Here is a 15,995-nt window from a genome sequence, read left to right on the forward strand (position 1 = left end):
CATGCATCCCGCCTTCTCCGTCGTCTTCTTCACCGCCGCCACCGGTGCCGGCTACGGCCTGCTGGCATTGCTCGGCGTGCTTGCCCCATCTGGTGTGATCCCGGCCGATTTCTGGCTGGGGCTCATTGGCCTCGGCTTGGCGCTTGGCCTGATCGCCGCCGGCCTGTTGTCATCGACCGGTCATCTCGGCAGGCCCGAACGTGCCTGGCGGGCGTTCTCGCAGTGGCGCAGCTCATGGCTGTCACGCGAAGGCGTCGCCTCGGTCGCCACCTTCATTCCCGCAGGCCTTTTCGGCGTGGGCTGGATCTTCCTTGGCCGCCTCGACGGCTGGGTGGCGGTCGCGGGGGTCCTGGCCGCCTTCGGCGCCATAGCCACGGTCTGCATGACCGGCATGATCTATGCCTCGCTGAAACCCATCGCCCAGTGGCACAGCCCCTACACCTTGCCCGGCTATCTCATCTTCTCGGCGATGAGCGGCAGCGTGCTTCTGAACGTTGTGATGCAAGGATTTGCTCTCGGCTCGAAAATGCTTCTGGCGGCTTCCGCGCTGCTCATTTTGCTCGGCTGGGGCTGGAAGCTGGCGACGTGGCGCTACAATGACCGGCTGGAAATCCCGACGACCGCCAACACGGCGACCGGGCTCTCCGGCGGCATGGTGCAATCCCTGGAATGGCCGCATACCGAGGAGAACTACCTGCTCAAGGAAATGGGTTTTCGCATCGCGCGCAAGCACAGCGCAAAGCTGCGCCGGATCACGCAGGCGCTGGCCTTCGGTTTGCCCATCCTGTTGCTGCTTGCCGCCTTCGCCTTGCCGTGGCCGATCGCGGCGGCGCTCTCGGCGCTGGCCACGATCGCCCAGTTCGCCGGCATGCTGGTCGAACGCTGGCTGTTCTTCGCCGAAGCGAAGCACACGGTCATGCTCTACTACGGGCGATAGATCTCAGCCTGGCCGCAGCATCGAGTGCGAGATGGCGAAGATGCGCTCGGTGCCGAGCATGTAAGCCATCAGCGACTCCAGCCGGAACAGCCCGGCATAGGCGCGGTCGAGCACGTTGAGCGAACCGGTATAGGCGCCGAAAGCCGGCATGATCATGCGGCCGCCATCACCGGCAAAGCAGCGCCTGCGCACCGAACGGCCTTGTTGCACGATGCGGGCGCAGGGGTGCAGATGACCCGATATTTCGCCCTCGATCCTCACCTTCGATGGCTCGTGCCGGAACAGCAGCGAGCCTATGGCTAGTTCCCGCACGGTCTCGCCAGGTAGATCCGCGGGCGCTTCGGGGTCGTGATTGCCGGCGACCCAGAACCAGTCGCGGCCCGCCATCAGCGCTTCCAGCCGTTCGCGGAAGCTCGAATGCATGCGCGCGGCGCCGCCGCTGTCATGGAAGGAGTCACCCAGGCTGATGACGATCGACGGCTGGTAGTCTGATATGACCGCCTGCAGCCTGAGCAGGGTCGCGCCAGTGTCGTAGGGCGGGATGAGCGTGCCGCGCCTTGCCAGGGACGACCCCTTCTCCAGATGCAGGTCCGAAACTGTCAGCAACTTGAGCTCGGGGAAATACAGCACGCCGCGCGGATCGCAGACCGCGCGCTCGCCCGCGATGCCGACGAGATCGGCCTCGGCGATCAGCGATGTGCGCGCCAGCGAGAAATTCATTCATCAACCATCCCAGGCCCCATGGCCTCTTCAACCAGTGTCGCCGCGTCCATCAGCAGCGTTTCATCGGCCTCGCCGTTCACCGGCATCTTGCCGATTTCGAGCATGATCGGCACGGCAAGCGGCGATATCTGCTCGAGCGCCTTATGCATGATTCGACCCTGGATGCGCGAGAGCATGTCCGCAAGTCTGCTGACATCGAGCAGGCCGGTCGCCGCGTCGGCACGCGTCGCCTGAAGCAGGATGTGGTCCGGCTCATGGCTGCGCAGCACATCGTAGATCAGGTCGGTCGACACGGTGACCTGGCGACCGCTCTTCTCCTGGCCGGGGTGGCGTTTTTCGATCAGGCCCGAGATCAGCGCGCAGTTGCGGAAAGTGCGCTTGAGAAGCCAGCTATCGGCCAGCCAGGCTTCGAGATCGTCGCCCAGCATGTCCTGGTCGAACAGCGCGCCCAGTGAAGGTTTCCTGGCTTTGAACATCGCGCCCATGTCGCCCAGCGACCATATGGCCAAGGCATAATCAGTGGCGACAAAGCCGAGCGGCCTGACGCCCGCCCTGTCGAGGCGCCGGGTGAGCAGCATGCCAAGCGTCTGGTGCGCCAGCCTGCCCTCAAAGGGATAGGCGACCAGGTAATGGCGGTTGCCGCGCGGAAAGGTCTCGATCAGCAAATCGTCGCGCTTGGGCAGCATGGACTTGTCCGACTGGAACCGCAGCCAGTCGGCCACCTGCTCCGGCAGCTTCGTCCAGCGCCGCGGATCGTCCAGCATGATGCGGACCTGCTCTGCGAGGTAGGTCGAGAGCGGGAATTTGCCGCCGCCATAATAGGGTACCTTGGCGTCGCTGCCGGGCGCGTTCGACACGAAGCACTCATTCTCGCGGATGCCCTCGAAACGCAGCACCTTGCCGGCGAACATGAAAGTATCGCCATGCGTCAAGGTCTCGAGAAACGCCTCCTCGATCTTGCCGAGCACGCGGCCGCCGTGCGACGCCGCGCCTTTGCTGCCGGCCTTGACGTAACGAACGTTGAGCGCGGGCACCTCGATGATGGTGCCGACATTGAGCCTGTATTGCTGGGCGACGCGCGGATTGGAGACCCGCCACAGCCCGTCCTTGTTGAGGCGGATGCGGGCATAGCGCTCATAGTTCTTCAGTGCGTAGCCACCGGTGGCGACGAAATCGATGACACGGTCGAAGGTCGGCCGATCGAGGCCGGCATAGGGTGCCGCCGTCCGTACCTCCTCGTACAGGTCACCGGCGCGGAACGGTGCGCCGCAGGCGCAGCCGAGCACATGCTGGGCCAGCACGTCGAGCCCGCCATTGACCAGTGGCGGCGTATCCTGCGCGCCGAGATAATTGGCGTCGAGTGCGGCCCGGCACTCCAGAACCTCGAAACGATTTGCGGGGATCAGGATCGCCTTGGACGGCTCATCCATGCGGTGGTTGGCACGACCGATGCGCTGTGCCAACCGGCTGGCGCCCTTCGGAGCACCGACATGCACGACCAGGTCGACATCGCCCCAGTCGATGCCGAGATCGAGCGTCGATGTGGCGACGATGGCGCGCAGAGCGTTCTCGCCCATTGCCTTCTCGACGCGCCGGCGCTGGGCGACGTCGAGCGAGCCATGATGCAGGGCGATTGGCAATGTGTCCTCGTTGACGCGCCACAACTCCTGGAACAGCAGCTCCGCCTGGCTGCGTGTGTTGACGAACAGCAAGGTCGTCTTGTGGCGCTTGATCTCGCGGTAGATTTCCGGCGTGGCGTAGCGAGCCGAGTGCCCCGCCCAGGGCACGCGTTCCTCGGAATCGAGGATCGAGATTTCGGGCTTGGCACCACCGGTCACAGTGATCAATTCCGCCATCTCACCCGGTGGGTTCTGGCTGACCAGCCAGCGCCGCAATTCGTCCGGCTCGGCCACCGTCGCCGACAGGCCGATCGTCTGCAGGCTTGGGACGAAGCTGCGCAACCGCGCCAGGCCGAGCGCCAAAAGATGGCCGCGTTTCGACGTCACCAGCGAATGCAACTCGTCGAGCACGACATAGCGCAGATCCTCGAAGAAGCGTCTCGCGTCGCCTGCCGCGATCAGCAGCGCCAGTTGCTCCGGCGTGGTGAGCAGAATGTCGGGCGGCGCAAGCCTCTGGCGCTGGCGCTTGTGGGCGGGGGTGTCGCCGGTGCGCGTTTCGATGGTGACGGGCAGGCCGATCTCCTCGACCGGCTTGCCGAGATTGCGCTCGATGTCGACGGCCAGTGCCTTCAACGGCGAGATGTACAGCGTGTGGATGCCGCGCCGCGCCTGGCCTGGTTTTCGCCTTGGCCTGACGGCCAGTTCGGTCAGCGACGGCAGAAAGCCGGCCAGCGTCTTGCCGGCGCCGGTCGGCGCGATAAGCAGTACCGATTGCCCCGCTTGGGCCTTCGCCAGGAGTTCGATCTGATGAGCGCGCGGCGACCAGCCTTTCTCGCCGAACCATTTTAGAAATGGCTCGGGCAGGACGACTGCGGCATTCTGGTCGGCGAGGCGCGGCTCAACTGTCACGTGCCAGAGGTAGCGCGGCGACAGGCAATCGCCAAGCAGAATCGGAACAAAAAGGGATCGAAAACCCTTACGGGCGCCGGAACCCTGTCGGCCCACCATAGAGATAACCGATGCGGGCGATTGCTTCCTTCAGTCCTTCACGCGACACAAGCATGGTGTGGCCATTGGCGTGGATCATGGTTTCGGCGTCGGTCATGATGGCGACATGCCCTTTCCAGAACACCAGGTCACCACGTCGCAGCCCCGAAAAATCAGGGCCCGGTTCGAGCGGCTCGCCGATGCTTACCGCCTGCATGTCGGAATCGCGCAGCACATCCCTGCCCGCCATGCGCATGGCCAGTTGCACCAGGCCTGAGCAATCGATGCCGAAGCCGGAAACACCGCCCCATAGATAGGGCGTGCCCAGAAACATCTCGGCCACGGACACATAGTCGCCGACCACTTCGCCGATCGGCTGCAGATGGCCAGCGATCACGGCTTTACCGGAGGGCAGCAGTGCATAATGGGTGCCCCGTGTTTCAGCGGCACCCGTCACGGTTACGGTCGATCCCACGGACAATTGTCCGGCAATCGGAAAGCGCAGGTCCGGACCGGGATAGAGGAACGTGCGTGGCACCGAAACGATATGAGTGGACGCATGGTCACGCCTGCCCAGCACGGGATCGGCGACATAGCCGACATAGCCATCGCGTTCGCCCTGGACCCAAGCCCAGCCTTCGGTTTGCTCGAAAACGAGAACATCGTCGCCGAAAAGGAACTGCGTGTTGATGCCAGCGTCGGGCCGCGGCCCCTTGCGCAGATCGGCCACCGAGGCGGCAATGCGCGCCGGTCGGCCGGCGACGAAACGGTCGGCTGTCACCTCGCCTTTCAGCCGCGCATCGGCAAGGTCGGAGCGGAAGGCGTGGAGGCGGGCGTCCCTGGCAGTCAAATCGTCAAATCCGGTCAAATGGAAATCGGTTACATCGGCAGTTCGTGGGCCTTGGCGATGATACCATCTCCGAAGCGCTCGACAAAGAGCGCGCCTTCGACGGTGCGCTTGATCAGAACGTTGCGCTTGTCGAGTTCGTCGCGATGGCGCGACACCAGCTTCAGCGCGCCCATCGTGTCGAGCGCGCGGGTGATCACCGGCTTGGTGACATTGAGGCGGGCGGCAAGCCCGCGCACGGTGTGCGGCGGCGGATCGAGGTAGATGGTGAACAGGATCGCCGTCTGACGCATGGTGAGATCAGGCGCGTCCTCGCGCACCTGCGACAGCATTACTTGCTGCCACAGTCGCAGGGCCTGGCTCGGGCGCATCGCAATCGACATCGCGCCAGCATGACGGCAAATTGTTTCGGTTCCGTTTCAGTCCTCGAAATTGCCGACTCTGCTTGCGGCAATCAGCCATAGCGCGTCGAGATGATCCGCTCCAGCGTCCGGATCCCCTGCGCCTCGCCACCGGCCGAGCCATGCGGGCGATCGGCGGGGTTCCAGGCGAAGATGTCGAAATGCGCCCAGCTTGCCGTCTTCTCGACGAAGCGCTTTAGGAACAGCGCCGCGGTGATCGAGCCGGCGAAACCATCTGATGTGACATTGTTGATATCGGCTATCTTCGACGACAGTTTCGAGTCGTAAGGCCGCCATAACGGCATGCGCCACAGCGGGTCCTCGACCGCCAGCGACGCCGCCGCCAGCTCGGAGGCAAGCGCCTCGTCATCGGTGTAGAAGGGCGGCAGGTCGGGGCCAAGCGCGACGCGGGCGGCGCCGGTCAGCGTCGCCATGTCGATGAGAAGTTGCGGCTCCTCGTCATCGGCCAGCGCCAGTGCGTCTCCCAGCACCAGCCTACCCTCGGCGTCCGTGTTGCCGATCTCGACAGTGATGCCCTTGCGGCTCGCCAGCACGTCGCCCGGGCGGAAAGCGTTGCCGGCGATCGAATTCTCGACCGCAGGGATCAGCACGCGCAGCCGCACGTTGAGCCCGGCGGCCATGATCATCGAGGCCAGGCCCAGCACGTTGGCGGCGCCACCCATGTCCTTCTTCATCAACAGCATGCCTGACGATGGCTTGATGTCGAGGCCGCCCGTGTCGAAGCAGACGCCCTTGCCGACCAGCGTCACCTTCGGCGCACCCTGCTGCCCCCACGTCATGTCGATCAGACGCGGCGCATCGGACGAAGCGCGGCCGACGGCATGGATCATCGGGAAGTTCTGTGCGAGCAGATCATCGCCCTTGATGACGGAGACTTCGGCCTTGTGAACCCCAGCCACGGTCCGCACCGCCTTCTCCAGATCGTCCGGCCCCATGTCGTTGGTCGGTGTGTTGACCAGGTCGCGCGTCAGGAAAACACCGTCGGCGATACGGCGAACGCGCCGCGCATCGACGCCGGCGGGCAATTCGAAGCGCAGCGCCTTGCCCGGTTTCTTGCCGTAGCGGGCAAAGACATAACCGCCGAGCACGATTGCAAGAGCCGCCAATTCCGGCTCCGCAGGCTTGGAGGCAAAATGCCAATCGCCCTCCGGCAAGGTTTTCGCCAGCGCACCGAAGGCAAGCGCGCCGTCGCCGTCACCGAGACCGAACATGGCGCCGCCGAGCGCTCCGTTGTCGCCCGGCAGGATCAGCGTCCTGCCGGCCTCGCCGGAAAAGCCGTTTGCCTTGGCCCAAGCGACAATAGACGGCGACAGACCGACCGTCTCCAGCCCGTCCCTGGCGATCAGATGGATCGGCAGCGGGTTCTTCAGCTTGCTCTCGACCAGTTCAACGGACATCAGATGTTTCTCCTGCCGAGTTTGCGAGTCGGCGCGTCTTAACCCTCCGTTAGGGTTAACAGAATATTTCTGCTGGAGGGAAGATGGCCACGCAATGGCCACGCATGAATGGAGGCCCAGGCGCCGATGCCGACCGACCGCACGATAGACCTCCGGGGAAAACGGCTCATTACCACGGCATTCATGCTGGCGCTCGCGGCGGGCGTTGCCGGTTGCGCGACCGACAAACTGACCACAGGCTCGATCGGACGCACCAGCGGCAAGCCGCTGGAAACGATGTCGGCGGGAGAATTGCACAATGCCACGGCCGCACTTGGCCAATCCTACGCGAGGAACCCCAACGACAAGCGGATAGCGACCAACTTCGCGGCGGCGCTGCAGATGGACGGCGATGCCGACCAGTCGCTCGCCGTGATGCGCAAGCTGGCGATCGCCTACCCCAAGGACCGCGAAGTTCTCGCAGCCTATGGCAAGGCATTGGCGGCCAATGGCCAGTTCGAGGCAGCGCTCGACGCCGTGCGCCGCGCACAAACGCCGGAATACCCCGACTGGAGGCTGGTGTCGGCGGAGGCGGCCATCCTCGATCAGGTCGGCCAGAAGGACGAAGCGCGCCAACTCTACCGCAAGGCCCTCGAACTCAAGCCGAACGAGCCATCGATCCTTTCCAATCTCGGCATGTCCTATGTGCTGGAAGGGGATCTGCGCACGGCCGAGACCTATATGCGCTCTGCCGCCCAGCAGCCGAATGCCGACAGCCGGGTGCGTCAGAACCTGGCGCTCGTTGTCGGGCTGCAGGGTCGCTTCGACGAAGCCGAGAAGATCGCCTCGCAAGAACTTTCCCCCGAACAGGCACAGGCCAACGTCGCCTATCTCAGGCAGATGCTGGCTCAGCAGAACGCCTGGAGCCAGCTTAAGGATCAGGACAGGGCGAAACCGGCGAAAACCGCCACCAACTGATCACCGCGCGCGGCGCCCGATCGCGCCAAACGAAAGAGCCGCGCGGCACATTCCGCGCGGCTCTTTCGCTTGGATTGTGCGAATTCGCCTATTGGGTGCCGTTGCTTTGCGACTGGCCGAAGATGCCGCGCTGGCTGACCTGGATGCCGGCAGGGCCCAGGATGATGGCGAACAGCACCGGCAGGAAGAACAGGATCATCGGCACGGTGAGCTTGGGCGGCAGCGCGGCGGCCTTCTTCTCGGCCGCGTTCATGCGCATGTCTCGGCTTTCCGCGGCAAGCACGCGCAGCGCGTGCGCCACCGGTGTGCCGTAGCGCTCGGCCTGGACGAGCGCCTGCGACACGGACCTGACCGATTCCAGCCCCGTGCGACTTGCCAGGTTCTCGTAAGCCTGCTTGCGCTCCTGCAGATAGGAGAGTTCGGCGTTGGTCAGGATAAATTCTTCCGCCAGGGCCACCGATTGCGCGCCGATCTCGTCGGCAACCTTGCGCAGCGCGGCTTCCACCGACATGCCGGATTCCACGCAGATCAGCATCAGGTCGAGCGCATCCGGCCACGCCAGCTGGATCGACTGCTTGCGCTTGGTCGCGCGGTTGTTGACGTAGAGGACCGGCGCATAGAAGCCGCCATAGGCGACGAGAATGCAGACGAAAAGCCGGATCACCAATGGCTTGTCGGGCAACCCTCCGAGCACGAAAATATATAACAGACCCAGCGCGAAACCGACAAAAGGAAGCACCAGACGGAAGAACAAAAATCGCGTTAGCGGATTTTGCCCGCGAAAGCCGGCGACCTTGAGCTTTTGCAAAGTGGACTCGTCGGCCAATGCACGGCGCAGATCGAGCCGGTCGACAATGTTGCGCATACCGACCGACTGCTGCTCGCGCAGGCCCTTGCGGCGGCGATCGGCCTCGTTCGCAAGCCGCGCGCGCTGCTTGGCGCGAAGCTCGTCACGCTCCAGCGCGACCGACTTCATGCGGGCCTTCAGCTGGTTTCCGCCAAGCGCCGGCAGCAGCGTAAAAACGGTTGCGAACACGGCGACAGCGACCAGCATTGCAATCAGGAGGCTGGGATCCGTCAGTGATTTGATGACTTGTTCTGTCATGCGACGGCCCTAGACTTCAAAATTCATCATCTTGCGCATCACGAAGATGCCGATCGACATCCAGACGGCGGAAACACCGAGGATCAGATGGCCGACGCTGGTCGTGAACAGCGGCATCAGGTAGTTGGGACTGGAGAGATAGACGAGAAAGGCAACGATGAAAGGCAAGGCGCCGATGATGGCGGCGGACGCTTTCGCCTCCATCGACAGGGCCGCGACCTTGGCCTTCATCTTCTTGCGGTCGCGCAAGACGCGCGAAAGATTGCCTAGCGCTTCGGAGAGATTGCCACCGGCTTGCGACTGGATCTGGATGACGATGCCGAAGAAGCTCGCCTCGGTGCATGGCATGGTTTCGGGCATGCGCAAGGTGGCGTCGGGGATCGACAGGCCCATCTGCTGCGAATCGACGATGCGGCGAAACTCGGTCTTGACCGGTTCAGGGGATTCGTTGGCGATCAGGCGGATGGCATCGTTCAGCGGCAGGCCGGACTTGACCGCCCGCACGATGACGTCGAGCGCGTTTGGAAATTCGTTGAGGAATGACTTGACGCGCCGGCTACGACGAAAAGAAACGAACCAACGCGGCAGGCCAAGCGCTCCGGCGAGCAGCACACCTGGCAAGACAATCATCGGCGCACCGGCCACGGACGCGACCACCGTCAGCGCGAGGCCGCAGATGGCCGAATAGATATAGAAACGTTCGATCGACACCTTCATCCCAGCCTGGCGAAGCTGCGCTTTCAGCGGCGGCTTCTTGACGGCGATGTCCTTGGATTTCTGCTTTTCGTCGAGATCCTTCAGTGAATCCTGCACCGATTTGCGGCGCTTGGCAGCGTCGGCCGCCCGGTCGCGGGTGGCCTTGACGACGGAACGGTCCGTCTCGGCGGCCTTGATCGTTTCCAGCCGCCTGCCGGCCTGTTTCTCATTGCTGATCTGGTTGAACAGAAATACATAGGCGACCGCGCCGGCGCTGAAGCCGGCGAGTACGACAAACGCCAGTACGGTGCCGTCAATTCCAAACATCGACCAGAACCTTCACGCCTGTGAGTGCGTCAGTCAGCACGTTTCTCCATGGCCTCGAGCGCTATTGCGAGGCGCTGCTCTTCGCCGTAGTAGCGCGCGCGTTCCCAGAAATGCGGGCGGCCGATGCCGGTCGACACGTGTTCTCCCAGCAGTCTGCCGTTGGCGTCCTCGCCCTTGATGTTGTAGAGGACGATATCCTGGGTGATGACCACGTCGCCTTCCATTCCGATCACTTCGGTAATATGGGTAATGCGGCGCGACCCGTCGCGCAGGCGCGCCGCCTGGATGATCACGTCGATGGAGCCGACGACGATTTCACGCACGGTTTTCTGCGGCAGCGAATAGCCGCCCATGGCGATCATGGATTCGATACGGTTCAGGCATTCGCGCGGGCTGTTGGAGTGGATCGTGCCCATCGAGCCGTCATGGCCCGTGTTCATCGCCTGAAGCAGGTCGAAGACCTCGGGTCCGCGCACTTCGCCGACGATGATGCGTTCAGGCCGCATGCGCAGGCAATTCTTGACCAGGTCGCGCATCGTCACCTCGCCCTCGCCCTCGAGATTGGGCGGACGCGTTTCCAGGCGCACGACATGCGGCTGCTGCAGCTGTAGTTCGGCCGAGTCCTCACAGGTGATGACGCGCTCGTCGCGGTCGATGTAGTTGGTCAGGCAGTTGAGCAATGTCGTCTTGCCGGAGCCGGTGCCGCCCGAGATGACGATGTTGCAGCGGACACGGCCGATGATCTTGAGAACTTCTGCCCCTTGCGGAGAGATGGCGCCGAACTTGACCAGCTGATCGAGCGTTAGCTTGTCCTTCTTGAATTTGCGGATGGTGAGCGCGGTGCCATCGATGGCCAGCGGCGGCGCGATGACGTTGACGCGCGACCCGTCGGGGAGACGAGCGTCGCAGATCGGGCTGGATTCGTCGACGCGGCGGCCGACCTGGCTGACGATGCGCTGGCAGATATTGAGAAGCTGCTGGTTATCGCGAAATCGAATGCCCGTCTGCTCGACCTTGCCGTTCACTTCGATGTAGACGTTCTTGGACCCGTTGACCATGATGTCGGCGATGTCGTCGCGCGCCAGCAACGGCTCGAGCGGCCCGTAGCCAAGCACGTCATTGCAGATGTCTTCGAGCAGTTCTTCCTGCTCGGCGATGGACATCGCGAAGTTCTTGATCGCGATGATGTCGTTGACGATGTCGCGGATTTCCTCGCGCGCGCTTTCCGGATCGAGCTTGGCGAGTTGCGACAGGTCAATCGTATCGATGAGAGCCGAGAACACCTGGCTCTTTGTGTCATAATAGGTTTCGCTCTTTTCGCGGCCCTTCCTCGGTTCCGGCGCAATGGATGGCGCTTCGACCGCGCGCCTGGCCGGCGGCGCAACAGGTGCGCTCGGCTGAGGCGGGGCCGCGGGCCGTGCAAGAACCGCGGTGTCGGCCGAAACCGCGGCGGCCGGCGCAACCGTAGCCGGTGCCGGCTGGCGAAATTCCGGAGTGAACCGGTTGCCGTCGTCGTTGCCTCTTTTACCGAACATGACCGACTACCGACCCCATTGCGTCACTTCTTGTTGCGCGACAGCTTGCCGAGCAGACTGCCCAGGCCAGCTTTCTTCTTCGCCCGGATTTCGCTGCGGCCCGTCAGCACATGAGCAATCTCGTTGATCGTGGCCACAACCGGGTTCTTGGCATCCATCTCGCCCAGCATCCGCCCGTTGTTTGCGGCATTGCCGAACAGCAGGGGATCAAAGCCGATGACCGACATCGGTGTCAGGCCGAGCGGTTCGACGAAATCGGATGCCGAGATCTCCGGCCGCTTTGGCACGCCGGCCTGATTGATGATCAATTTCGGCGGCGGGTCGTTCGGACGAAGCCGTTTCAACATGTCGACCAGGTTCTTTGTGTTGCGCAGATTGGCCAGTTCCGGCGTCGCCGTGATGACGATCTCGTCAGCCTTGACCAGCGTGTTCTTGGCCCATCCCGTCCAGACATGGGGAACGTCGAGCACAAGTAGCGGCACGCTGCGCTGCGCGGTATCGACAAGCTGCGCGAAGGCATCGGGATCGAAGTCGTAGACGCGGTCCAGCGTCGAGGGCGCCGCAAGCAGCGACAGGTGCTCGGCGCATTGGGTCAACAGCCGGTCGAGATAGACTTCGTCTATGCGCTCGGGCGAGAACACCGCCTCGGCGATGCCCTGGGCCGGATCCTGGTCGAAATTGATGTTGGCGGTGCCGAAGGCGAGATCGAGGTCGGCGACAACGACCTCGGATTTGAACAGCGACGACATTGCCCAGGCGACGTTGTGGGCGATCGTGGAAGAGCCGACGCCGCCCTTGGCGCCGACGAAAGCGACCGTGCGGCCGAGCGGTTCGGCATCCGGATCGACGAAGATCGACGACACGACGCTGACGATGTCGGCCATCGACACCGGCGCGATGACATATTCGGAGATGCCGGAACGGATGAGTTCGCGATAAAGACCGACATCATTGTAGTGACCGATCACCACCACTTTCGAGGATGGATCGCAGTATTCCGAGAGTTGGGCGAGCTGCTCCAGCAATTGTTTGGGTTCGCTGCGCGATTCCAGCAGGATCAGGTTGGGCGTCGGCGCCGACTGGTAGAATTCAATCGCCGTGGCGACGCCGCCCATATGGACCTTGAGATGCGCCTTGGTCATGCGACGGTCCTCGCCGGCGCGCTGGACCGGATTGGCAACCCCCTCGGTCTCGCAGAATGCCTGGATCGAAATGCGCGGAACCGGCCGCAACGCCTGCATCGCAGCGACGTCCTGCGGCGAGGTATCGCCGCCCTCGACGGTGGCGTCATAGGCAAGGCTGCTCATGGTCATGCTCTTTCCGTGGCCTGTTCCTGGCGTCGCTTCTTTCCGAGGGCGGCTTAGTAAGTCACTTCCGAGTTGCCGAGGAATTCATCCGAAATGCCTCTGTCTTGGTAGACGCCGATGGCTTTGCTGCGATTTGCCGCATCAATGGTGGTAGACTTGCGCGGCCCGAGAAGATCGGCCGGATTGGCCATTTGGGCGGCAAGATTGTTCTGATAGGAGCAGCCGAAATCGGCGTAGTGCTTGTTTTCCGACGTTTCCGCCAGGTCATCGGGCCAACGTCCGCATTTGTCGGTCTGTGCCCTCACCGCGATGTAGGATACGCGAACCGGGGCTGAGGCCTCGCTCGATCCGGCCTGATAGGAGACCACGACGATCCGGTTGCGCTTGACACCGGCGGCGACCGCGAGCCGGGCGAAATCGCGACCGGCCGCCGTGGCGGCAAGCTCATTGGCGGATCCGCTTGGAACCTGGATCGTCAATGACGGAGCGGCAGACTTGTCGTAACCGTCGAGGAACCCCAGAAGCGTGTCCCGCTGCGAGCCGGTCATGCCACGGTCGCCGGCGCCGACGGGAAGGTCGATCTTCTGGTTCTTCTCCGCGATGACGATCGGATGATTGGTGCGATAGTCGTCGGGGATGGCGCCCACGGTAATGCTGTCGCGGTGGGCGCAACCGGCCAGCAGAGCCGTCAACGCTGCCGCGAGGATCGGAAGGGCCTGCAGGCCTGTTCGAGAACGGCCGGAGCGCATCGCCATGGTCTTTGCCTTCAATGCTGACTGAGACATGTCCGCTTTCCCGTTCACTTGTAGATGAAGCCGACAACGCCGTGATAGCGGCCGTTGGGCCTGTCGGTCCGCATGGTGCCGTAGACGCGATTGACACGCCCAAGGAACATGCCGGCCCCGTCGCTTGGAGGGTTGAAATTGTCGTCCGGCTTGGCGAGTTCATTGCGCGCCACCGGCTTCACCAGATAGGGCGTGATGATGATGACGAGCTCTGTCTCGTTGCGCACGAAATCCCTGCTGCGGAAGAGCGCGCCGAGCACTGGAATCTTTGTCAGTCCAGGCAAGCCGTTGACGGCTTGCCTGACATCGTCGCGAACAAGGCCGGCGATCATCATGGAGCCGCCGGAGGGCAGTTCCACCGTCGTATCGGCAAGACGCTTGCGCAGAGACAGGACATTCGTGCCGGGACTTGTCACACCCGACGAGAGCGAAACGGACCCTTCGGTGGTCGGCTCGGAAACCGACGTTCTGACTTTCAGGCTGATCCGGCCGGGAGACAGCACCACAGGCTGGAACTCCAGGCCGATGCCATATTCGATCTTCTCGATGCTATAGTTCTTCAGGCCAGTCTGGTTGTCGGTCGATACGTTCGCTGTGACGCCGCTCACCATGTTGTATTCACCGCCGACCTTGAAGGTCGCCTTCTCGCCGGATACCGCAGTCAAGGTGGGCTCGGCCAAGGTCTTCATGACCCCGGACTGCTCCATGGCATTGACATAGGCTTGCAACCCCGAGGCGCCTATATTGAAGCCAGAATTCGACAGCTGCTTGCCGAGTCCGGTGAAATTATCGCTAATCGCTCCATAGCTGATGCCGTTGCTGCCGCCACTGCCGACCATATTGACGCCGAGCTGCTTCATCACGGAGCGGCTGACTTCGGCCACCGTCACCTTCAGCGTGACCTGGTCGTCACCAATGATCTGCAAGAGATTGACGATTTGGCTGACGCGGCGCTGCTGGTCCGGGTTGTTGATGTCGACGCCGCTCTGGGCCGAGCCGCCGGCAGCGGTTTGCGAATATTGTCCCGTCGTCGCTTCACCGCCTGACACAAACATATTCGCCAGCTGTTCGGCACGCTTGGCATCCAATGGGGTATCCACGGTGCCGGTCAGGATGACGTTGTCGTTAAGCAGTTCCACCTTCACGGTCGAGGTCGGAAGGAAGCGCTTGATATAATCTTCCAGACCGGCGACGTCACGCTCGATGGCAAGGTCGAGGCTGGCGATCTGTTCGCCGTTCGGTCCAAAGACGAAGATGTTGGTTTCGCCGACCGACTTGCCAAATAGATAGATACGCCTTGCGGTGCGGGTCACAGCGTCGGCAACGGAGGGGTTGGCGACAAGAATGTCATAAGCATCGCTCGGCAGGTCTATGACCACCGACTTGTTGAGGCCAAGCTTGACGCGCTGGGTGGCTGTCGTGGCCGACACCTGCGTGCTCTTCGCCTCGACGCCCCGCACATTCGCTCCGACGAGCAGCAGGCCGAATGCCATGGCTACGATTGCCGGCAGTTTAGCGCTTAGCCTCATTTCCTTGCCCCTACCTCGGAGACTTCGCCCGACTTGATCAGCCTCACCGTTCCCCTGCGACCATTGCCGGAAACGAGATAGTCGGCCTCGTCCACATTCTTTTCCTGGGTGTCCGTGATCGCCCGCAACGCCAGCGTCAGGCGATCCGCCATCTGTTGGGCGACGGTGATGATCTCCGCCTGTTTGGGCGTCAGCTCCAGCGTGGCGGTCTGGCCTACCCTGGTCTTCTTTCCTTCCTCGTCTTCCTGGATGGTCTGATCGATTGCCAGGACGCGTATATTCTTCAGGATGGTCTCGGTGCTGAAGCCTGCCCCGGTGTTGGCATCGGCCCTGCGGGTCATGATGACATCGACGAAATCGTTTGGAAGAATGAAGCCGCCGGCCGAGGTGTCGGCCGATATGGTCGTGGCGACCGCCCGCATGCCGGAAGGCAGGATGGACGACATGAAGCTTTGCCCCTCGCCGATCAACTTGGAGCGCCGGACGGGCTCGCCCGCATACATCGGCACACGGGCAATCGACCCTTTCAGCTTCTCCAGGGCGTCGGGAGCGGTGGCCTTGGTGATGAAATTCGGGTTGATGCCGTCAGCGGGCCAGGATTGCCAGGCGATGCTGTTCTGGAGCGCGTTGCCCATCGCGACATCGCCCGAAAGCACGAGCACGTCCTGCAGGGATACCGCCGGGGCTTGGGGGCCAGAATCGACTACGATCTGAGGCGGCGGAGCGACCATGTTTTTCGCGACATAACCAGCACCGCCCGCCGCGGCCACCGCCACGCTCAGAATAATCAATCGGGATGCTGGCATCTGTCCGAACCCTCGC

The 15,995-nt window shown here is 62.9% G+C and carries 14 protein-coding genes; 2 read left to right on the forward strand and 12 right to left on the reverse strand.

Translation table 11 applies throughout. The features are described from left to right. Window position 1: 1 nt before the first annotated feature. Window positions 2-937 (forward strand): DmsC/YnfH family molybdoenzyme membrane anchor subunit, encoded by a 936-nt coding sequence (locus X739_RS143960; protein ID WP_023773011.1) that lies wholly within the window; start codon window positions 2-4, stop codon window positions 935-937. A gap of 3 nt (window positions 938-940) precedes the next feature. On the opposite strand, the gene pdeM is transcribed toward X739_RS143960, so the two are convergent. The 5 genes from pdeM to X739_RS143935 all read right to left on the reverse strand — a co-directional run bounded on the left by pdeM (window position 941) and on the right by X739_RS143935 (window position 6,932). Then, window positions 941-1,657, reverse strand: coding sequence for a ligase-associated DNA damage response endonuclease PdeM (gene pdeM, locus X739_RS143955; RefSeq protein WP_023795390.1), 717 nt, complete (start codon window positions 1,655-1,657; stop codon window positions 941-943). After that, window positions 1,654-4,188 (reverse strand): ligase-associated DNA damage response DEXH box helicase, encoded by a 2,535-nt coding sequence (locus X739_RS143950; protein ID WP_023795391.1) that lies wholly within the window; start codon window positions 4,186-4,188, stop codon window positions 1,654-1,656. Before X739_RS143950 ends, pdeM begins: the two co-directional genes overlap by 4 nt. A gap of 67 nt (window positions 4,189-4,255) precedes the next feature. Continuing rightward, on the reverse strand, window positions 4,256-5,116 hold the full coding sequence (locus tag X739_RS143945; RefSeq protein ID WP_023795392.1) for an NlpC/P60 family protein: 861 nt from the start codon (window positions 5,114-5,116) through the stop codon (window positions 4,256-4,258). Window positions 5,117-5,145: 29 nt separating this feature from the next. Then, entirely contained in the window at window positions 5,146-5,496 is a 351-nt protein-coding gene (locus X739_RS143940; protein WP_023773016.1) for a MarR family winged helix-turn-helix transcriptional regulator, read from the reverse strand. Window positions 5,497-5,567: 71 nt separating this feature from the next. Then, complete coding sequence (locus X739_RS143935; protein WP_023795393.1) at window positions 5,568-6,932, reverse strand: M17 family metallopeptidase; 1,365 nt, start codon at window positions 6,930-6,932, stop codon at window positions 5,568-5,570. Between the two features lie 126 nt (window positions 6,933-7,058). Between X739_RS143935 and X739_RS143930 the strand changes: the two genes are divergently transcribed. Beyond that, window positions 7,059-7,889 carry a tetratricopeptide repeat protein gene (locus tag X739_RS143930; RefSeq protein WP_023795394.1) on the forward strand — a complete coding sequence of 277 codons (831 nt, stop codon included), beginning with the start codon at window positions 7,059-7,061 and terminating at the stop codon, window positions 7,887-7,889. Between the two features lie 88 nt (window positions 7,890-7,977). On the opposite strand, the gene X739_RS143925 is transcribed toward X739_RS143930, so the two are convergent. The 7 genes from X739_RS143925 to cpaB are packed head-to-tail and all read right to left on the reverse strand — an operon-like array spanning window position 7,978 to window position 15,979. Next, window positions 7,978-8,994: a type II secretion system F family protein gene (locus X739_RS143925; RefSeq protein ID WP_023773019.1), complete on the reverse strand. Its 1,017-nt coding sequence runs from the start codon at window positions 8,992-8,994 to the stop codon at window positions 7,978-7,980. A gap of 9 nt (window positions 8,995-9,003) precedes the next feature. Further along, window positions 9,004-10,017 carry a type II secretion system F family protein gene (locus X739_RS143920; protein ID WP_023795395.1) on the reverse strand — a complete coding sequence of 338 codons (1,014 nt, stop codon included), beginning with the start codon at window positions 10,015-10,017 and terminating at the stop codon, window positions 9,004-9,006. A gap of 29 nt (window positions 10,018-10,046) precedes the next feature. Then, on the reverse strand, window positions 10,047-11,552 hold the full coding sequence (locus tag X739_RS143915) for a CpaF family protein (RefSeq protein ID WP_023783447.1): 1,506 nt from the start codon (window positions 11,550-11,552) through the stop codon (window positions 10,047-10,049). 23 nt (window positions 11,553-11,575) lie between these two features. Continuing rightward, window positions 11,576-12,865: a CpaE family protein gene (locus tag X739_RS143910; RefSeq protein WP_032922371.1), complete on the reverse strand. Its 1,290-nt coding sequence runs from the start codon at window positions 12,863-12,865 to the stop codon at window positions 11,576-11,578. 47 nt (window positions 12,866-12,912) lie between these two features. Beyond that, a complete protein-coding gene (locus X739_RS143905) occupies window positions 12,913-13,644 on the reverse strand; it encodes a CpaD family pilus assembly protein (protein WP_023773023.1) in 732 nt (243 codons plus the stop codon). 14 nt (window positions 13,645-13,658) lie between these two features. Next, a complete protein-coding gene (locus X739_RS143900; RefSeq protein ID WP_023773024.1) occupies window positions 13,659-15,173 on the reverse strand; it encodes a type II and III secretion system protein family protein in 1,515 nt (504 codons plus the stop codon). Next, the gene (gene cpaB / locus X739_RS143895) at window positions 15,170-15,979 is read right to left on the reverse strand and encodes a Flp pilus assembly protein CpaB (protein ID WP_023773025.1); all 810 of its coding nucleotides are present in this window, start codon (window positions 15,977-15,979) and stop codon (window positions 15,170-15,172) included. The genes X739_RS143900 and cpaB overlap by 4 nt, the downstream gene beginning before the upstream one ends. Between the last annotated feature and the right edge of the window lie 16 nt (window positions 15,980-15,995).

It is taken from the genome of Mesorhizobium sp. LNHC209A00 (genome assembly GCF_000502915.1).
GTDB lineage: Bacteria > Pseudomonadota > Alphaproteobacteria > Rhizobiales > Rhizobiaceae > Mesorhizobium.

Bases quoted from the DNA above. Each gene is read 5' to 3' on its own strand.
- X739_RS143960 (WP_023773011.1), top strand. From the start codon at position 2: ATGCATCCCGCCTTCTCCGTCGTCTTCTTCACCGCCGCCACCGGTGCC.
- pdeM (WP_023795390.1), bottom strand. From the start codon at position 1,657: ATGAATTTCTCGCTGGCGCGCACATCGCTGATCGCCGAGGCCGATCTC.
- X739_RS143940 (WP_023773016.1), bottom strand. From the start codon at position 5,496: ATGTCGATTGCGATGCGCCCGAGCCAGGCCCTGCGACTGTGGCAGCAA.
- X739_RS143935 (WP_023795393.1), bottom strand. From the start codon at position 6,932: ATGTCCGTTGAACTGGTCGAGAGCAAGCTGAAGAACCCGCTGCCGATC.
- X739_RS143930 (WP_023795394.1), top strand. From the start codon at position 7,059: ATGCCGACCGACCGCACGATAGACCTCCGGGGAAAACGGCTCATTACC.
- X739_RS143925 (WP_023773019.1), bottom strand. From the start codon at position 8,994: ATGACAGAACAAGTCATCAAATCACTGACGGATCCCAGCCTCCTGATT.
- X739_RS143920 (WP_023795395.1), bottom strand. From the start codon at position 10,017: ATGTTTGGAATTGACGGCACCGTACTGGCGTTTGTCGTACTCGCCGGC.
- X739_RS143915 (WP_023783447.1), bottom strand. From the start codon at position 11,552: ATGTTCGGTAAAAGAGGCAACGACGACGGCAACCGGTTCACTCCGGAA.
- X739_RS143910 (WP_032922371.1), bottom strand. From the start codon at position 12,865: ATGACCATGAGCAGCCTTGCCTATGACGCCACCGTCGAGGGCGGCGAT.
- X739_RS143905 (WP_023773023.1), bottom strand. From the start codon at position 13,644: ATGTCTCAGTCAGCATTGAAGGCAAAGACCATGGCGATGCGCTCCGGC.
- X739_RS143900 (WP_023773024.1), bottom strand. From the start codon at position 15,173: ATGAGGCTAAGCGCTAAACTGCCGGCAATCGTAGCCATGGCATTCGGC.
- cpaB (WP_023773025.1), bottom strand. From the start codon at position 15,979: ATGCCAGCATCCCGATTGATTATTCTGAGCGTGGCGGTGGCCGCGGCG.